The organism is Corynebacterium nasorum, assembly GCF_030229765.1.
Lineage (GTDB): Bacteria > Actinomycetota > Actinomycetes > Mycobacteriales > Mycobacteriaceae > Corynebacterium > Corynebacterium kefirresidentii.
In genome coordinates, this window is record NZ_JASPGY010000007.1 from 29374 (window position 1) to 43868 (window position 14495).

Genomic DNA, 14495 nt, shown 5'->3' on the forward strand with positions numbered 1-14495 from the left:
GGGCGGGCGCTAAGCCTCCTCGAGGCGCGCCGGGCCGGTAGGATAAAGGCCATGCGCGTATATCTAGGAGCAGACCACGCAGGTTTCGAAACCAAGAACCTGATTGCTGAACACCTCACTAAACAGGGCCACGAAGTCATTGATTGCGGCGCCCACACCTACGATGCCGAGGACGATTACCCGGCATTTTGCATCGAAGCGGCACAACGCACCGTCAATGATCCGGGTTCCTTGGGCATTGTGCTTGGCGGCTCCGGCAATGGCGAGCAGATTGCAGCCAATAAGGTCAAGGGAGCCCGCTGTGCACTGGCCTGGTCCGCCGAGACCGCCCGCCTTGCCCGCGAGCACAACAACGCCCAGCTCATCGGCATCGGCGGCCGCATGCACACCGAGGAGCAAGCCTTGGAAATCGTCGATGCCTTCCTGGATCAAGAATGGTCCCGTGCGGAGCGCCACCAGCGCCGCATCGACATCTTGGCGCAGTACGAGCGCACCGGTATCGCCCCAGAGCTGCCCGAGGCCTAAGCCTTGAGAAAATAAACGCCGCGGAACAAAGGTGGTTCCGCGGCGTTTCTTTGTGTTTCGGCCAGGCATAGCCAAGGCGCTAAGACTTAGGCATCATTCATGTCATTCGGGTGCGGGCCGCCGCGTCCCTCCTCGCCTTCGTCCAAGGCGGTGATGGCAGCCATCTCCTCCTCGGTTAGTTCAAAGCCGAAGACATCAAAGTTTTCCGCAATGCGCGAGGGCGTCGCAGACTTGGGGAAGAGGATGACGCCATTTTGTAGGTGCCAACGAATGATGACTTGCGCTGGGCTGACATCGTGCGCTGCAGCGGCGTCGGTGACCTCGGGGGCATCCAAGATATCGCTCTTTCCCTGCCCCAGCGGGCCCCATGCCTCGATAGCCACGGTGTGGGCGCGGAAGGCGTCCAGCTCCCTCCAGCGCTGCAGATAGGGATGAAGCTCGACTTGGTTGACCGCTGGCTTTATATCGGTCTTGAGCTCCAGCTGTTCCAGGTGCTCCAGCTCGAAATTGGAGACGCCGATGGACTTTGTCTTGCCCTGCTTCTGCAGATCAATGAGTTGCTGCCAAGCCTCAACATAGGTGCCCTTTGCTGGTGTAGGCCAGTGGATGAGGTAAAGATCCACATACTCCAAGCCGAGCTTTTCCAAGGACTCATCGAGCGCTGCAGCAGCATCGGTCTGGCGGTCATTCCACAGCTTGGTGGTGATAAAAAGCTCCTCGCGGGGAATGCCAGACTTGGCAATAGCCCGTCCTACGCCTTCCTCATTGCCGTAGATAGCGGCGGTATCAATATGGCGATAACCCACGCGCAGGGCTTCAGCTACCAGATCTTCGGTCTGCTCCGGATCCATCTGGAACACGCCAAAGCCCAGCTGCGGGATGGTATTGCCGTCATTAAGGGTGATTTTAGGTACGCTCATGCGCCCCAGACTACCTATCTATTGCAGCGGGCCGAGAGTGATGAATTTATTCCACGTCTCCCACTCATCCTGCAGGCGGGCACGCTCATGGGGCGGGGTAGCGGTGTCGTCGATAAGCGAGGCATCAATCATGCGCACTCCATTGTCAAAGAACAACGCTGCGTGCCCCGAGGCGCCGTGCCGCAGCACCGGCACCAAGTTCAATCCATCAAAGGACAGTTGCGCATTAGGGCGCACGTCGAGGCCGGCAATGGCAGCGAGCGTAGGCGCTAAGTCAATAGGGGAGACCAACTCATTATTCTCCCCGCTTTCGGCTACACCCGGCCACAACACCGACATAGGTGAATTTCCACCTAGTAGCGAGCAGACGGCGATGACGCCATTGACGTCGTTGAGTTCTTCTAGGCTGGGCTGCTCTAGCAAGCGAAAGACATCGCTACCGGCCGGCTGCGTATCCTCGCGCACCTCATAACCGACGCCCGCAAAAATCTCGCTAATGCGCGTGGTGGCTTGGCGTTGCGGATACTGCCCAGTCAGCGTGCCGCGGCGGGAATCAGCGTACGTCTCCGACGGCACCCACGTGTTATTGAAGCGTACGCCCCGCAGTGCAGTCTCAGGCGCATGGTCAAAGGTCGCAAGAGTGATATCCATAGCCATAATTCTAGGCTTGCCGAGGCGATTCAACGATTTCGTCCCCACAGATCGCCTGTCTCGTCGACGGTTGCGGTGGTTTAGATGGACGAAATCGTTGAAAGTAGCTTCCTGATGGGGCGGGGGCTAATCGAGGTCGAGGCCATCGATGCCGTGAACTGTCACGGTTTCCGAAAGTGGCGCGCGGCCTGGATTCGTTTTAAAGACCGGGCTCGATTCATCAGCTTTACCAAAGGTAATAGCGGTGACCAGCTTGTAGTCCTCGTCTACGCCGAGGAATTCACGCGCGGTTGGCGCAATCAAGGAAATCATCCCCTGTGGGATGCCGTGGTAGCCGTGTGCTTCCAAAGAAAGCAGGAAGTTTTCGGTATAGGTTCCTTGGTCAAAGGCGGCGCGAATGCGGTCACCCATCGGCGGGATAAAGAGAAGTACCGCATGGGGTGCGCCAAAGAAGCGCAAGTTTTCGCGGATGAATTCCACGCGACCTGCTTTGTCCTCGCGCTCAATGCCCAGGAGGCCGTACATTTTGGCGGCTAGCTCTTGGGAGCGCTTGGGATGGATACCCTCACCATAATCGGTGGTGAAGTCGGGGCTGAGCCCATTGGTGCCGAATTCCTTAATAAGCGCCGCGCTTAATTCCTTGAGCTTTTCTCCGCCCACCAAGTGGACATCCCACGGTTGGGTACTGGAGTTGGACGGTGCGGATTGAGCATCTTTTAGAACTTGCTTGATGTCTTCTACCGGCATGGGCTCTGGCAGAAACGCGCGAGGCGAATGGCGGTTGCGGATAAACTCCGAATACTTATTGGTTGAAGTCATGCGCGCCACCCTACACTTCGTCGCATGTTTTCGCCGTATACCGTGAACATCCGATGATGATGGGTGGAAAACGAAAAATCGCCCACCTAGAGGTGGGCGAAAACTGGAGGGAATGACGGGAATCGAACCCGCGTCTTCAGCTTGGAAGGCTGAGGTATTAGCCACTATACGACATTCCCACAACGCGCTATATCAACGCTGGGCCATACTTTAGCGCAACCGCGGCCAAAAAAGAAAATAGGGAACTAGGCTGGCGCCTGAGCCGTTGTTATAAGAGGAACGGATCTATCTATAGAAAGCGATGATCATAGTGGGAATTTTGCTCGTTGCGCTGGCAATTGGTGGAGGCGTCTGGTTTCTTTCCTCCCGTAGCTCTCACAAACGTCGGGAAGAACGCGAGGCACAGCAATTGGCCGATGCACAGGCTGATGCACGTCGGTGGATTGAACGCCTGGGTGGCCAAGTAATGCAGATTTCTGGCACGGATTCTGCCTCCCAGCAAGCGATGGCTGATGCTTCTGAACGGTTCACTGCAGCTAACGCGGCGATTTCGCGTGCTACTACCGCCAAGCAGGCGAATTTGGCGCGTGAGTCGGCCCTGGAAGGCATGCATTATGTGAATGCCGCGCGCGAAATTATGGGCATGAACCCAGGCCCAGAACTCCCGCCGCTGGAGGGGCAGCGTGCGGCTGGCAAGGTGACGGAAGAGCGTACGGTCGAAGCGAATGGCCAAGAGATTACGGCCTCACCATATGCTTCTGCGAATACTCCCAACTACTACCCGGGTGGAATCGTGGCAGGGCGTCCGGTTCCGGCAGGTTGGTACTCCCGTCCATGGTGGGCCGATGCGCTGCACACCGGCGTGTGGATGGTGGGCTACTCCATGATGTTTAATGCCCTCTTCTCCGGCATGTCGGGCATTGGCTACTCTGCGGCTGCTGCAGAAAGCGGCGATTGGGGCGGTCCCGATGGCATGGGTGACGCTGGCGACGTGGGTGGTGACGCCGGTGATGCTGGCGACGTTGGTGGCGGCGATGATGGCGGCGGCTTCTTCGATGGTCTAACTGACGGCGACGGTGACGGCTTCTTTGATGGAATGTTTGATTTCGATTTCTAGCTGAAGCACTGTCAAAATCGGCCGCTGGGCTGCGTGGATGCCTTTAAGTGGGGGTCCGTTTAGGAGATTTAAAACGGACACGGTACACTGTCTCAGGTATGCAACGCAGCCAAGGCAACTTGGTGGCCTACATACGGGGCGTGGCGCAGTTTGGTAGCGCACCTGCTTTGGGAGCAGGGGGTCGCAGGTTCAAATCCTGTCGCCCCGACGTATGGGGGTCTGGAAATGCCCTAATAAGGATTTCCGGACCCCCTTTAAGTTTATGTACGTAAAACAATGAAGCCAGGGAGATTCACTCGTGAAGACCACCGTAGACAAGCTGAGCGATACCCGCGTTAAGCTCACCGTCAACGTTCCGTTTGCGGAGCTGGACCAGGAAATCGATCAAGCTTACGCGGCAATCGCGCAGCAGGTTTCTATTCCAGGTTTCCGTAAGGGCAAGGCACCGCGCCAGCTTATTGACGCTCGCTTCGGCCGCGGCCCCATCCTGGAGCAGGTCGTCAATGACATGCTGCCTTCCCGTTACGAGCAGGCAGTCAAGGAAAACGATCTGAAGGTTATCGGCCAGCCGGACGTTGATATTTCCAAGATTGAGGATAAAGACTTCGTGGAGTTCACCGCCGAGGTTGATATCCGCCCTGAGTTCGAGGTCCCAGACTTCTCCAAGATCTCCGTTACCGTCCCGGCCCTGAAGGCTGACGAAGAGGACGTCGACAAGGCTCTGGAGGAGTTGGCAGAGCGCTTCGGTGAGCTCAAGGACACCAAGCGCAAGATGAAGACCGGCGACTACGCAATCATCGACATCACCGCTGAGATTGACGGCGAGAAGATTGAGGACGCTTCCACCGAGGGCCTGTCCTACCGCATCGGTGACGATGACCTCATCAAGGGCTTGGACACCGCCCTGCGTGGTATGAAGACCGGTGAGGATAACGAGTTCACTTCCACCATCCAGTCTGGCGAGCACAAGGACGAAGAGGCCACCATCAAGGTTCACGTCCAGCAGTCCAAGGAGCGCAAGCTGCCGGCTATGGACGATGAGTTCGCTCAGATGGCTTCCGAGTTCGACACCATGGATGAACTGCGCGAATCCACCAAGACCCAGGTGGAGGAGACCAAGAAGGCTGAGCAGGCTGCCCAGATTCGCGATGAGGTCCTGAAGTCCGCGCTCTCCGAGGTCGAATTCGAACTGCCGCAGTCCGTAGTGGACGAGCAGGCTCACTCCCAACTGCACCAGATTCTGGGCCAGCTGGCTCACGATGAGAAGGCACTGGCTCAGTTGCTTGAGGCACAGGGCACTTCTCGCGAGGAGTTTGATAAGCAGACTCGTGAGCAGGCAGAAGAGTCCGTCCGCACTCAGCTGTTCCTCGACGCCGTAGCAGAAAAGGAAGAGCCGGAAGTTTCCCAACAGGAGCTTACCGACCACATCCTGTTCACCGCTCAGTCCTACGGCATGGACCCGAACCAGTTCATCCAGCAGCTGCAGTCCAACGGCCAGATCGCAAACCTCTTCTCTGACGTGCGCCGTGGCAAGGCACTGGCTGCCGCTATCTGCCGCACCACCGTCAAGGATGAAGAGGGCAATAAGGTTGACGTTGACCAGTACTTCGGTGAAATCGAAGAAGAGGACGCTGCAGAAGCTTCCGAGGAGAAGTAATCTCCCGCTTGTAACGCGGTGCTGCCACATGTGTGGTGGCGAGCGCGCATGAAACCCCGGATTCAGGTAACTCAAGGATGAGCCTGAATCCGGGGTTTGTGTCATTGTGAACGCCCTCTAGGAGTCTTTGAGTACTTCGAAGAGGGCGTGATGTGTGTTGGCTGGGGATACCGCTAGCCGTTCTTGGCTCTAAAGGCCTCGTCGGTCAACTGCAGGAAGCGCATAACGTAATCCTTGACAAAGTCTGCGGTACGTTGATTGAGATGTCCGGACTCTTCGAAAAGGGTGGGGGATTGGCCCAGAAATACTTCGGGCTGACCAGGGAGCGGCATGTCGAAGTAGGACAGAGCGAGGCGAAGGTTCTTCTGTGAACTGTAGCCGCCCATGCGGCCTACAGAGTGGCTAATGATACCTGCGGGAAGGTTCTTCCACGCCACATCTGAGTTGGGTTTAGAGCCGATGTCCACTGCGTTTTTGAGGCAGGCAGGGATAGTGCGGTTGTTCTCTGGCGTAATGAAGAGGATCCCGCTCGAGTTCTTGATGGTCTCGCGAAAGGTGGTGTACTCAGCCGGAGTGGGCTTGTCCGTGACGGCGGGGTCATCGTAGTCGAAGTCATAGAGCGGCAAGTCACGGATTTCCACGATGTTTGCCTCGTAGCCTTCAGGGATCATCGTGAGCACCTCGTGTGCAATCTTGCGTGCAAATGACTCTCGGCGCAGGCTGCCGACGATAACGCTGATACGTGGGGTGGTCATGGTAAACCTTCTTTCTTAGTTGGGTGTAGGGAGACGTGGTCAAGGGAGAAAAGGCTTGCAGCCAAAGGCCGGTGGTGGGCCGGCAGCGTGGGCGGCGGTGAGGAAGCCATCTACTTTGTCTCCTTCTTCATGGCGGAAGTACAGTTCGATGAGTCCTAGAAGCCCCCCGAGGACGGCCTCTCGTGCGGCGGATGTATTCAACAGCCGCATGGCTGCGGGTTGGTTTCCTTCGCGGATGGCTTCAAACAGCGCGATGGTCTCAAGCCAGCTTCCTTGGTCCGGTCGCGGAAAAGGTTTAGAAATCCCAGTCATCATCACTCGTTTCTTCAGCAGTACCAATGACATAGGAGGAACCAGATCCGGAGAAGAAGTCATGGTTCTCATCTGCTCCGGGGGCTAGGGCCGCGAGGATTTCTGGGTTCACTTCCGTTTCTTCGGGCGGGAAATAATCCGGGTAGCCCAAATTCATGAGTGCCTTATTGGCGTTATAGCGAACGAACACGGCTACATCATCCATGAGTCCCAAAGGCTCATATAGCTCGCCGGAATAGTCCAGCTCTAGTGCATAAAGCTCTTCGAGCAAAGAAATGGTGAAATCATGCATCTCCTTCTGCCGTAGCGGGGTCGTGGATTCCAGACCGCGCTGATATTTGTAACCCGAGTAGTAGCCGTGCACTGCCTTGTCACGCAGAATGAGGCGGATCATGTCTGCCGTATTTGTCAGGGTGGCGTGGACAGAAAAGTGCAAGGGAAGATAGAAACCCGCGTAGAGAAGCAGCGAGGAAAGCAACGTCGATGACACCTTGCGTTTGAGTGGATCCGGCCCAAAATAGTGCGCGAGAACTTTCTTGGCGCGTGCCTGGAGAAGGTCGTTATTCACCGCCCAGCGGTATGCTTCATCAATTTCCTTTGTACTGCTCAGGGTAGAAAACACTGAAGAGTATGAACGGGCATGGACTGACTGCATGAAGGCGATGTTGGTATACACGGCCTCCTCGTGTTCGGTGCGGGCATCTTGAATCTGACAGATTTCACCCACGGTGGCCTGGACAGTATCCAGGGTGGTGAGTCCCGTGAACACCCGCATGGTGAGGTTGCGTTCCTCGGGTGTCATCTTCTGCCACGCCGGGAGATCATTAGAAAGCGGGACCTTCTCTGGCAACCAAAAGTTGGCGGTTAGACGGTTCCACACTTCAAGATCCTTGTCATCGCTCACCCGGTTCCAATTGATGGCGCGGATGCGGGCTGAAGGATCATGCCGGTAGCTCGGCGGAGTAACTGAAATGCTGGTTAGTTCAGCACTATTCGATGTTGACGACATAGCTTCTTTCTTTCTGAGTGAATGGTTGTAGACAAGGGGGAGGACCGTGCTCCTACAAAGCACAGGAGACGCAGCCTTCGACCTCGGTTCCTTGGAGCGCGGATTGGCGTAAACGGATGTAGTAGAGGGTCTTGATTCCGGCTTTCCAGGCATAGATTTGTGCCTTGTTGATGTCCCGCGTGGTGGTATCAGCGGTAAAGAACAAGGTCAGGGAAAGCCCTTGGTCCACGTGTTGGGTGGCCATGGCGTAGGTGTCGATGATTTTTTCGTATCCCACTGCGTAGGAGTCATCGAAATACTCCAGGTTGTCGTTGGTCATTTCCGGCGCGGGGTAGTACACGCGCCCCAAGCGGCCTTCCTTGCGTATTTCAATTTTGGAGGCAATTGGGTGGATGGACGCGGTGGAGTCATTGATGTAGGAAATTGATCCAGTGGGTGGAACTGCCTGCAAGTAGGCGTTGTAGATGCCGTCTTGCATCACTTGATTCTTGAGCCGTAGCCAATCCTCGCGTTGAGGGATCTGCACGCCTGCTTCGTGGAAGAGCTGTTTTACGTGTTCAGTGGCTGGCGCCCAGTCTTGGTCGATGTATTTGTCAAAGTAGGCGCCAGTGGCATAGGTGGATTCTTCGAAGCCTGTGAATCGTTGACCTTTTTCAACCGCGAGTGCGTGGGATGCGCGGAGCGCATGGTAGGTCACCGTGAGGAAATAGATATTTGTAAAGTCCAGTGCCTCGGCGCAGCCATAAGGAATACGCTGTGAAGCAAGGAAGCCGTGGAGATTCATTTGGCCCAGACCAATGGCATGCATGGAAGCATTTCCGTGAGCGATGGAGGGAACAGCTTCGATATTCGTCAGGTCTGAAACCTTCGTGAGGGCACGCACTGCGGTTTCGACGGTCTCCCCGAAGTCCGGCGATTCAAAAGCCTTCGCAATGTTGAGCGAACCTAGATTGCAGGAAATATCCTGGCCAACGGTGGTGTAGTCACCCGAAGCTCCGTAGGTCGATGGCGTGTTGACCTGGAGGATTTCGCTACACAGGTTGGACATATTGATATGTCCTTTGAGGGGATTAGCGCGGTTGACCGTATCCTCAAAGAGGATGTAGGGGTATCCGGATTCAAACTGAAGCTCAGCCAGCGTGGTGAAAAACTCGCGGGCCTTAATGGTCGTGTGAGAGATTCGCGGATTGGCAACCAGCTCGTCGTAGTACTCGGTGATGGACATGTCAGACATGGCTACGCCGTACTCGCGAGCGATGTCATACGGGCTAAAAAGATGCATGTCCTTGTTCTCTTTGGCCAGACGGAAGGTTATATCTGGAATAACAACCCCCAGCGAAAGAGTCTTGATGCGGACTTTCTCATCGGCATTTTCCCGCTTGGTATCCAGGAAGCGAAGAATATCTGGATGGTGCGCATGCAGGTAGACGGCTCCAGCGCCCTGCCGGGAGCCCAATTGGTTGGCATAGCTGAAGCTATCTTCGAGAATCTTCATGACTGGGACTACGCCGGAAGCCTGGTTCTCAATCTTTTTGATCGGGGCTCCGGATTCGCGCAGATTGCTCAGCAACAGGGCCACTCCACCACCGCGCTTTGATAGTTGCAGTGCAGAGTTCACGCAGCGGCCAATGCTCTCCAAATTGTCTTCGATTCGCAGGAGGAAGCAGGAGACCATTTCGCCGCGCTGGGCTTTGCCTGCGTTGAGAAAAGTAGGGGTGGCGGGCTGGAAGCGTCCGGTCATGATGTCATCCACCAGCTTTTCTGCGAGCTCTTCGTCGCCCTGTGCAAGGTATAAAGCTGTGGTGGCGACGCGTTCTTCGTAGCCTTCTAGGAATCGGGAGCCATCAAAGGTTTTCAGTGCATATGAAGTGAAGAACTTAAATGCGCCGAGGAAGGTGCGGAACTGATGCTTAACTCGATGTGCTCTGTCGTACATGGCGCACAGAAAGGCGTCATCATAAAGCTCAAGGAAATCCCGCTCGTAGTACTCGTTATCAACCAACCATTCCAAGCGTTGCTTGGTGGAATCGAACTGATGCATGCGGGGAGCGACATGGTGCGTGACATAGTCTTGTGCTGCCTGAATGTCCTTGTCAAACTGGATTTTTCCAGAAGCGTCGAACAAGTTCAGCTGCGCGTTGAGTGCGTGGTAGCTCTTGCGCTTGCCGACACCGCCGGCATTGTCTGCTGAAGCGGTGCGGGGCGTAGCGCCAATAGTCTGTGTGGGGGTGGCATCAAGAGGCCACATTGTGTTTTCCAATCTGTGTGATGCGGATGTGTTCTTCATCTTGTGGGGGATTAATGGGGTGTCATCGTTAGCTGCTTTTGCTGCTTCCAAAACTTCTGAAGGCCCTGCTTTACGGCGGCGATGTCCTTCTGGGTGCCGAGAAGCTCGAAGTGATACAGCTCCGGTACGTGGCACTTGGCGGAAATGATGCGTCCGGCGACGCAGTAAGCACTTCCGAAGTTGGTATTCCCTGAGGTAATAACGCCCCGGATAAAGGAGCGGTTGATTGGGTCATTGAGGAAGTCGATGACCTGTTTGGGGACTGCGCGTTTGAGCGAGCCGCCGCCGTAGGTGGGAACGATGAGTACGTACGGGTGTGAAACCTGGATCATCCCGGTTTTCTTGGGGCGCAGTGGAATGCGCACCGCGGGTCTATCTAAGCGTTCGACGAATCTTTTCGTGTTCTCTGAAACGCTGGAAAAGTACACCAAATCTGGTGAGTCTGACATGGCAATCCTGCTCATCCTGGCCTTAGCCATAAGTGGGGTAGGTGATATTCGAAAAGACTAACTACGCAATGCCGTAGTTGCAACTACGGTATAACGTAGTTTTGAAAAGGGCAGGTGAGAGCAGGATTAATGCAAAGGGGAATGTCTAAAGGTTGTGGTGTGCTACAAACACTGCGTCGGTAGCTGGGCGTCCAAGTACTACCCACTGAGTGCCGCCGGCCACCTGTATTTCGAGAGAATCTGAAAAGGGCGCTCCCTCGCGCGTGCTAAGAACAGCCCCAGTGACAATGCCGCGCTCTTCAAGGAACTTCAGCAGTTGTGGGTCGGAATCAGAAATGCGTTCCACGGTCACCTGCGATTGTGCACCGCTGTCGGTGAGGCGATGCGCACTGGGGATGGTGATCTGTCCATCAACCGTAGGGATAGGATCGCCGTGCGGATCCCTAGTGGGGTAATCAAGGAACTTATCCACACGTTCTATGAGCATGTCAGACACCGCGTGTTCGAGATTTTCGGCTTCATTATGGACTTCGTCCCAGGTGTAGCCCAATGCTTGAACCAAAAAAGACTCAAGCAATCGGTGACGGCGCACCATGACCAATGCGTACTGCCTGCCAAGTTCGGTTAACTCCACAGAGCCATAGGGCGTGTGTGACACGAGCCCTTGCTTCGCCATTTTGCGCACTGCATCGGAAACCGAGGAGAGCTTGAGTCCCAGCTGTTTCGCTATAAGCGTGGCGGTAACGGGCTCGGATGACCATTCCTTTAGCCCCCAGATAGCTTTCAAATAGTTCTGGGTACTGGTGGACAGCTCGGAAACAGACATGAGTAAATGTTAACCCAGCTTCCGTGTGCGCCTTTGGCGCTGTGGCCCAACGCTCATAGCGAACAGAGGCCAAGTTTGAGAGGAATGCCGGTAAGGTGGGGCCAGTTAAAGCATTCTTCACTTGAAGGAGAACCACTAATGTCTGAGAAGATTTCAATGAACTCGTCGTCTACGGGTATGAATCTGAGCGATAGCGTGTACGAGCGCCTGTTGCGCGAGCGCATTATCTTCCTGGGAACCCAGGTCGATGATGAGATTGCGAACAAGCTGTGCGCCCAGATCCTCCTGCTGTCCGCCGAGGACCCCACTCGCGACATTTCGCTCTACATCAACTCCCCGGGTGGCTCTGTCACTGCGGGCATGGCTATTTATGACACCATGAAGTACTCGCCGTGCGATATTGCCACGTACGGCATGGGCCTGGCTGCCTCCATGGGTCAGTTCCTGCTTTCCGGCGGCACCAAGGGCAAGCGCTACGCTCTGCCGCACGCGCGCATTATGATGCACCAGCCTTCCGCTGGTGTCGGTGGTACCGCTGCGGACATCGCCATCCAGGCTGAGCAATTTGCTCAGACCAAGCGGGAGATGGCGGAGCTCATTGCCGAGCACACCGGCCAGACCTTTGAGCAGATCACCAAGGACTCCGACCGTGACCGTTGGATGACCGCCCAACAGGCCAAGGACTACGGCATTGTTGACCACGTCATTGAGTCCGTTAACGGCCCGCTGAGCAACTAGGGAATAAGGAGAAAATCACTATGAATCAGTCCCAGATGCCAAGTTCCCGCTACGTTCTGCCGTCCTTCATTGAGCAGTCCGCACAGGGCACTAAGGAAACCAACCCGTACTCCAAGCTGTTTGAGGAGCGCATCATCTTCCTGGGCACCCAGGTCGATGACACCTCCGCTAACGACATCATGGCGCAGCTGCTGGTCCTGGAGTCCCAGGACCCAGACCGCGATATTACGATGTACATCAACTCCCCGGGCGGCTCCTTTACCGCGCTGATGGCCATCTATGACACCATGCGCTACGTCCGCCCGGACGTGCAGACCGTGTGCTTGGGCCAGGCCGCTTCGGCGGCAGCTGTGCTGCTTGCCGCCGGTGCGCCGGGCAAGCGTGCAGCTTTGCCGAACTCCCGCGTGCTCATTCACCAGCCGGCAACTCAGGGTACTCAGGGTCAGGTTTCTGATCTAGAGATCCAGGCCGCCGAGATTGAGCGCATGCGCAAGCTGATGGAAACCACCCTGTCTGAGCACACCGGTCGTACCGCTGAGCAGATCCGCATTGATACGGATCGCGATAAGATTCTGACCGCTCAGGAAGCCGTTGAATACGGCATCATCGATACGGTCTTTGATTACCGCAAGCTCAACGCTTAATTTGGAATAACTCATTCTAGGTAGCCCCTGCCGCTCAACCGAGTTCCGGTTGTGAGGCAGGGGCTTTCAGCATTGTGGGGCAGGGAAGGGGCAATGCCCGGTAATTCTTGCTGCACCCGAATGGGGTAAGTCTCTCTCGCAATATCTGCAGGTCGTTAGGTTTATTTCTATCGTGCGACACTAAACTTATAATGGTCGATTTGTGATTTAGACCTCTAAGTGGTCATATATTTTTATGGAGAAACACACATCCGACGCGGCGGCTCAGGCCGCTGCGCCCACGCCGCAGAGCGGCGAACGCACATTCTTTGGGCACCCTTGGGGATTGGCCAACCTCTTCGGCGTGGAAATGTGGGAGCGCTTTAGCTTCTATGGCATGCAAGCCCTTGTCTTGCTGTACATGTATTACGCCACTACCGATGGTGGCCTTGGCCTGGACCGAGCGGACGCGACGTCTATCGTGGGTGCCTACGGCGGCTTGGTCTACATGGCCTGCTTGTTGGCTTCTCTTGTTGCTGACCGTGTCTTAGGCGCAGAACGCACACTGTTTTACTCGGCTAGCATGGTGATGCTTGGCCACATTGCTTTGGCGTTTATTCCCGCAATAACTGGTTTGGCCATTGGCCTCGTTCTTATCGCCATCGGCTCCGGCGGTGTTAAGACCACCGCGCAGGTTGTGCTTGGTGCCATGTACAGTCGCGATGATCCGCGCCGCGATGGTGGCTTCTCCATCTTCTATATGGGCGTTAATATCGGCGCTCTCGTTGGTCCACTGCTCACCACTGCCCTGTGGGGCTGGCAGGGTTTCCACTGGGGCTTTGGTATCGCAGCAATCGGCATGGCGCTCGGCCTGATTCAATATTCGCTCATGCGCAAGACCACTATCAAAGACGCGGGGCATGAGGTTCCAAACCCAGCGAGCTTCAAGCAATTGCTTATGGGTGTGTTGGCAGTAGCGGCCATCATTGTGGTTATGGTTGTGGCACTGGCAACCGGCGCTATTCAGGTTGATTGGCTTTCCAATATTGTTACCGCGGTGGCACTTCTGGCTGCAGTTTATCTGTGGGTTCAGATGTATACCTCGAAGTTGGTAACCCGCGAAGAAAAGAACCGCCTGCTGGGCTTTATTCCGATGTTCATTTCCGGTGTTTTGTTCTTTGGTATCTTCCAGCAGCAGTTCACCGTTATGACGATTTACTCGGATGTGCGCTTGGACCGCCACGTATTTGGTTGGGAAATTCCTCCATCACTCGTCCAGTCCATTAATCCAGTCTTCATTGTTATTTTCTCCGCGGTCTTTGCAACGATGTGGACAAAGCTAGGGGATAGGCAGTGGTCCACCCCAGTAAAGTTTGGCGCTGCCAATATCGTCATCGGCATCTCCTTGTTTTTCTTCCTTCCTTTCTCGGGGGCGGAAGCGAACTCCACCCCGATGTATGTCATCATTTTCATTCTCTTCCTTTTCACCATGGCGGAACTCCTCCTTTCGCCGGTGGGCAATTCTCTAGCTACCAAGGTGGCGCCAGAGGCATTCCCATCCCGCATGATGGCGGTATGGATGATGGCCGTGGCAATGGGCACGTCCCTGGCTGGCTCTTTGGCTAGCTTCTACAACCCAGATGATGCAGGCGCGGAGAATACCTTCTTTATCTCCCTTGGCGTTGTATCTATCGTGTTGGGCGGTATATTGCTTGTCCTTAGCCGCTGGGTAGTAAGGAAGTTTTCTAGCTTCCGCTAAAGGGTGTTAAAAGAGCCCGAAATGGGAGGTGTGTCGATTCAAATGCGA

The 14495-nt window shown here is 55.5% G+C and carries 15 protein-coding genes and 2 tRNA genes; 7 read left to right on the forward strand and 10 right to left on the reverse strand.

Going from position 1 to position 14495, the window contains the following annotated elements; all coding sequences use genetic code 11:
- The first annotated feature begins 51 nt into the window (after nucleotides 1–51).
- Entirely contained in the window at nucleotides 52–525 is a 474-nt protein-coding gene (locus tag QP904_RS08175; RefSeq protein WP_239207926.1) for a ribose-5-phosphate isomerase, read from the forward strand.
- Nucleotides 526–611: 86 nt separating this feature from the next.
- Here QP904_RS08175 and QP904_RS08180 read toward each other — a convergent pair whose 3' ends face one another.
- From QP904_RS08180 to QP904_RS08195, 4 genes are all read right to left on the reverse strand, one after another.
- Nucleotides 612–1445 carry an aldo/keto reductase gene (locus tag QP904_RS08180; protein WP_023020912.1) on the reverse strand — a complete coding sequence of 278 codons (834 nt, stop codon included), beginning with the start codon at nucleotides 1443–1445 and terminating at the stop codon, nucleotides 612–614.
- An 18-nt stretch (nucleotides 1446–1463) separates the two neighbouring features.
- Entirely contained in the window at nucleotides 1464–2096 is a 633-nt protein-coding gene (locus QP904_RS08185) for a hypothetical protein (protein ID WP_034655494.1), read from the reverse strand.
- A gap of 126 nt (nucleotides 2097–2222) precedes the next feature.
- Nucleotides 2223–2915, reverse strand: coding sequence for a nitroreductase family protein (locus QP904_RS08190; RefSeq protein WP_284835858.1), 693 nt, complete (start codon nucleotides 2913–2915; stop codon nucleotides 2223–2225).
- Between the two features lie 104 nt (nucleotides 2916–3019).
- A tRNA-Gly gene (locus QP904_RS08195) sits at nucleotides 3020–3094 on the reverse strand.
- Between the two features lie 122 nt (nucleotides 3095–3216).
- On the opposite strand from QP904_RS08195, the gene QP904_RS08200 reads away from it, so the two are divergent.
- The 3 genes from QP904_RS08200 (at nucleotide 3217) to tig (ending at nucleotide 5689) form a co-directional block, all read left to right on the forward strand.
- Nucleotides 3217–4032 (forward strand): hypothetical protein, encoded by an 816-nt coding sequence (locus QP904_RS08200; protein ID WP_023020915.1) that lies wholly within the window; start codon nucleotides 3217–3219, stop codon nucleotides 4030–4032.
- A 134-nt stretch (nucleotides 4033–4166) separates the two neighbouring features.
- A tRNA-Pro gene (locus tag QP904_RS08205) sits at nucleotides 4167–4240 on the forward strand.
- A 90-nt stretch (nucleotides 4241–4330) separates the two neighbouring features.
- On the forward strand, nucleotides 4331–5689 hold the full coding sequence (gene tig / locus QP904_RS08210) for a trigger factor (protein WP_023020916.1): 1359 nt from the start codon (nucleotides 4331–4333) through the stop codon (nucleotides 5687–5689).
- A 173-nt stretch (nucleotides 5690–5862) separates the two neighbouring features.
- On the opposite strand, the gene QP904_RS08215 is transcribed toward tig, so the two are convergent.
- The 6 genes from QP904_RS08215 to QP904_RS08240 form a co-directional block, all read right to left on the reverse strand.
- Nucleotides 5863–6444 (reverse strand): NADPH-dependent FMN reductase, encoded by a 582-nt coding sequence (locus QP904_RS08215; protein ID WP_005324045.1) that lies wholly within the window; start codon nucleotides 6442–6444, stop codon nucleotides 5863–5865.
- Nucleotides 6445–6483: 39 nt separating this feature from the next.
- Nucleotides 6484–6654 (reverse strand): hypothetical protein, encoded by a 171-nt coding sequence (locus QP904_RS08220; protein ID WP_005329175.1) that lies wholly within the window; start codon nucleotides 6652–6654, stop codon nucleotides 6484–6486.
- Nucleotides 6655–6739: 85 nt separating this feature from the next.
- Nucleotides 6740–7765, reverse strand: coding sequence for a class 1b ribonucleoside-diphosphate reductase subunit beta (gene nrdF, locus QP904_RS08225; RefSeq protein ID WP_023020918.1), 1026 nt, complete (start codon nucleotides 7763–7765; stop codon nucleotides 6740–6742).
- Nucleotides 7766–7817: 52 nt separating this feature from the next.
- Complete coding sequence (gene nrdE, locus QP904_RS08230) at nucleotides 7818–10013, reverse strand: class 1b ribonucleoside-diphosphate reductase subunit alpha (protein WP_005324048.1); 2196 nt, start codon at nucleotides 10011–10013, stop codon at nucleotides 7818–7820.
- Between the two features lie 50 nt (nucleotides 10014–10063).
- The gene (gene nrdI, locus QP904_RS08235; RefSeq protein WP_150850436.1) at nucleotides 10064–10531 is read right to left on the reverse strand and encodes a class Ib ribonucleoside-diphosphate reductase assembly flavoprotein NrdI; all 468 of its coding nucleotides are present in this window, start codon (nucleotides 10529–10531) and stop codon (nucleotides 10064–10066) included.
- 115 nt (nucleotides 10532–10646) lie between these two features.
- Nucleotides 10647–11327 carry a metal-dependent transcriptional regulator gene (locus QP904_RS08240; protein ID WP_005324050.1) on the reverse strand — a complete coding sequence of 227 codons (681 nt, stop codon included), beginning with the start codon at nucleotides 11325–11327 and terminating at the stop codon, nucleotides 10647–10649.
- A 138-nt stretch (nucleotides 11328–11465) separates the two neighbouring features.
- Here QP904_RS08240 and QP904_RS08245 point away from each other — a divergent pair, with 138 nt between their 5' ends.
- The 3 genes from QP904_RS08245 to QP904_RS08255 all read left to right on the forward strand — a co-directional run bounded on the left by QP904_RS08245 (nucleotide 11466) and on the right by QP904_RS08255 (nucleotide 14447).
- The gene (locus tag QP904_RS08245) at nucleotides 11466–12065 is read left to right on the forward strand and encodes an ATP-dependent Clp protease proteolytic subunit (protein WP_005324051.1); all 600 of its coding nucleotides are present in this window, start codon (nucleotides 11466–11468) and stop codon (nucleotides 12063–12065) included.
- Nucleotides 12066–12085: 20 nt separating this feature from the next.
- Entirely contained in the window at nucleotides 12086–12709 is a 624-nt protein-coding gene (locus tag QP904_RS08250; protein ID WP_005324052.1) for an ATP-dependent Clp protease proteolytic subunit, read from the forward strand.
- A gap of 235 nt (nucleotides 12710–12944) precedes the next feature.
- Nucleotides 12945–14447, forward strand: coding sequence for a peptide MFS transporter (locus QP904_RS08255; protein WP_239207922.1), 1503 nt, complete (start codon nucleotides 12945–12947; stop codon nucleotides 14445–14447).
- Nucleotides 14448–14495 lie beyond the last annotated feature (48 nt).

What these genes read in the sequence shown, in the direction of transcription:
- QP904_RS08175 (WP_239207926.1), top strand. Translation starts at nt 52, where the DNA reads ATGCGCGTATATCTAGGAGCAGACCACGCAGGTTTCGAAACCAAGAAC.
- QP904_RS08180 (WP_023020912.1), bottom strand. Translation starts at nt 1,445, where the DNA reads ATGAGCGTACCTAAAATCACCCTTAATGACGGCAATACCATCCCGCAG.
- QP904_RS08185 (WP_034655494.1), bottom strand. Translation starts at nt 2,096, where the DNA reads ATGGATATCACTCTTGCGACCTTTGACCATGCGCCTGAGACTGCACTG.
- QP904_RS08190 (WP_284835858.1), bottom strand. Translation starts at nt 2,915, where the DNA reads ATGACTTCAACCAATAAGTATTCGGAGTTTATCCGCAACCGCCATTCG.
- QP904_RS08200 (WP_023020915.1), top strand. Translation starts at nt 3,217, where the DNA reads ATGATCATAGTGGGAATTTTGCTCGTTGCGCTGGCAATTGGTGGAGGC.
- QP904_RS08215 (WP_005324045.1), bottom strand. Translation starts at nt 6,444, where the DNA reads ATGACCACCCCACGTATCAGCGTTATCGTCGGCAGCCTGCGCCGAGAG.
- QP904_RS08220 (WP_005329175.1), bottom strand. Translation starts at nt 6,654, where the DNA reads ATGCGGCTGTTGAATACATCCGCCGCACGAGAGGCCGTCCTCGGGGGG.
- nrdF (WP_023020918.1), bottom strand. Translation starts at nt 7,765, where the DNA reads ATGTCGTCAACATCGAATAGTGCTGAACTAACCAGCATTTCAGTTACT.
- nrdE (WP_005324048.1), bottom strand. Translation starts at nt 10,013, where the DNA reads ATGTGGCCTCTTGATGCCACCCCCACACAGACTATTGGCGCTACGCCC.
- nrdI (WP_150850436.1), bottom strand. Translation starts at nt 10,531, where the DNA reads ATGGCTAAGGCCAGGATGAGCAGGATTGCCATGTCAGACTCACCAGAT.
- QP904_RS08240 (WP_005324050.1), bottom strand. Translation starts at nt 11,327, where the DNA reads ATGTCTGTTTCCGAGCTGTCCACCAGTACCCAGAACTATTTGAAAGCT.
- QP904_RS08245 (WP_005324051.1), top strand. Translation starts at nt 11,466, where the DNA reads ATGTCTGAGAAGATTTCAATGAACTCGTCGTCTACGGGTATGAATCTG.
- QP904_RS08250 (WP_005324052.1), top strand. Translation starts at nt 12,086, where the DNA reads ATGAATCAGTCCCAGATGCCAAGTTCCCGCTACGTTCTGCCGTCCTTC.
- QP904_RS08255 (WP_239207922.1), top strand. Translation starts at nt 12,945, where the DNA reads ATGGAGAAACACACATCCGACGCGGCGGCTCAGGCCGCTGCGCCCACG.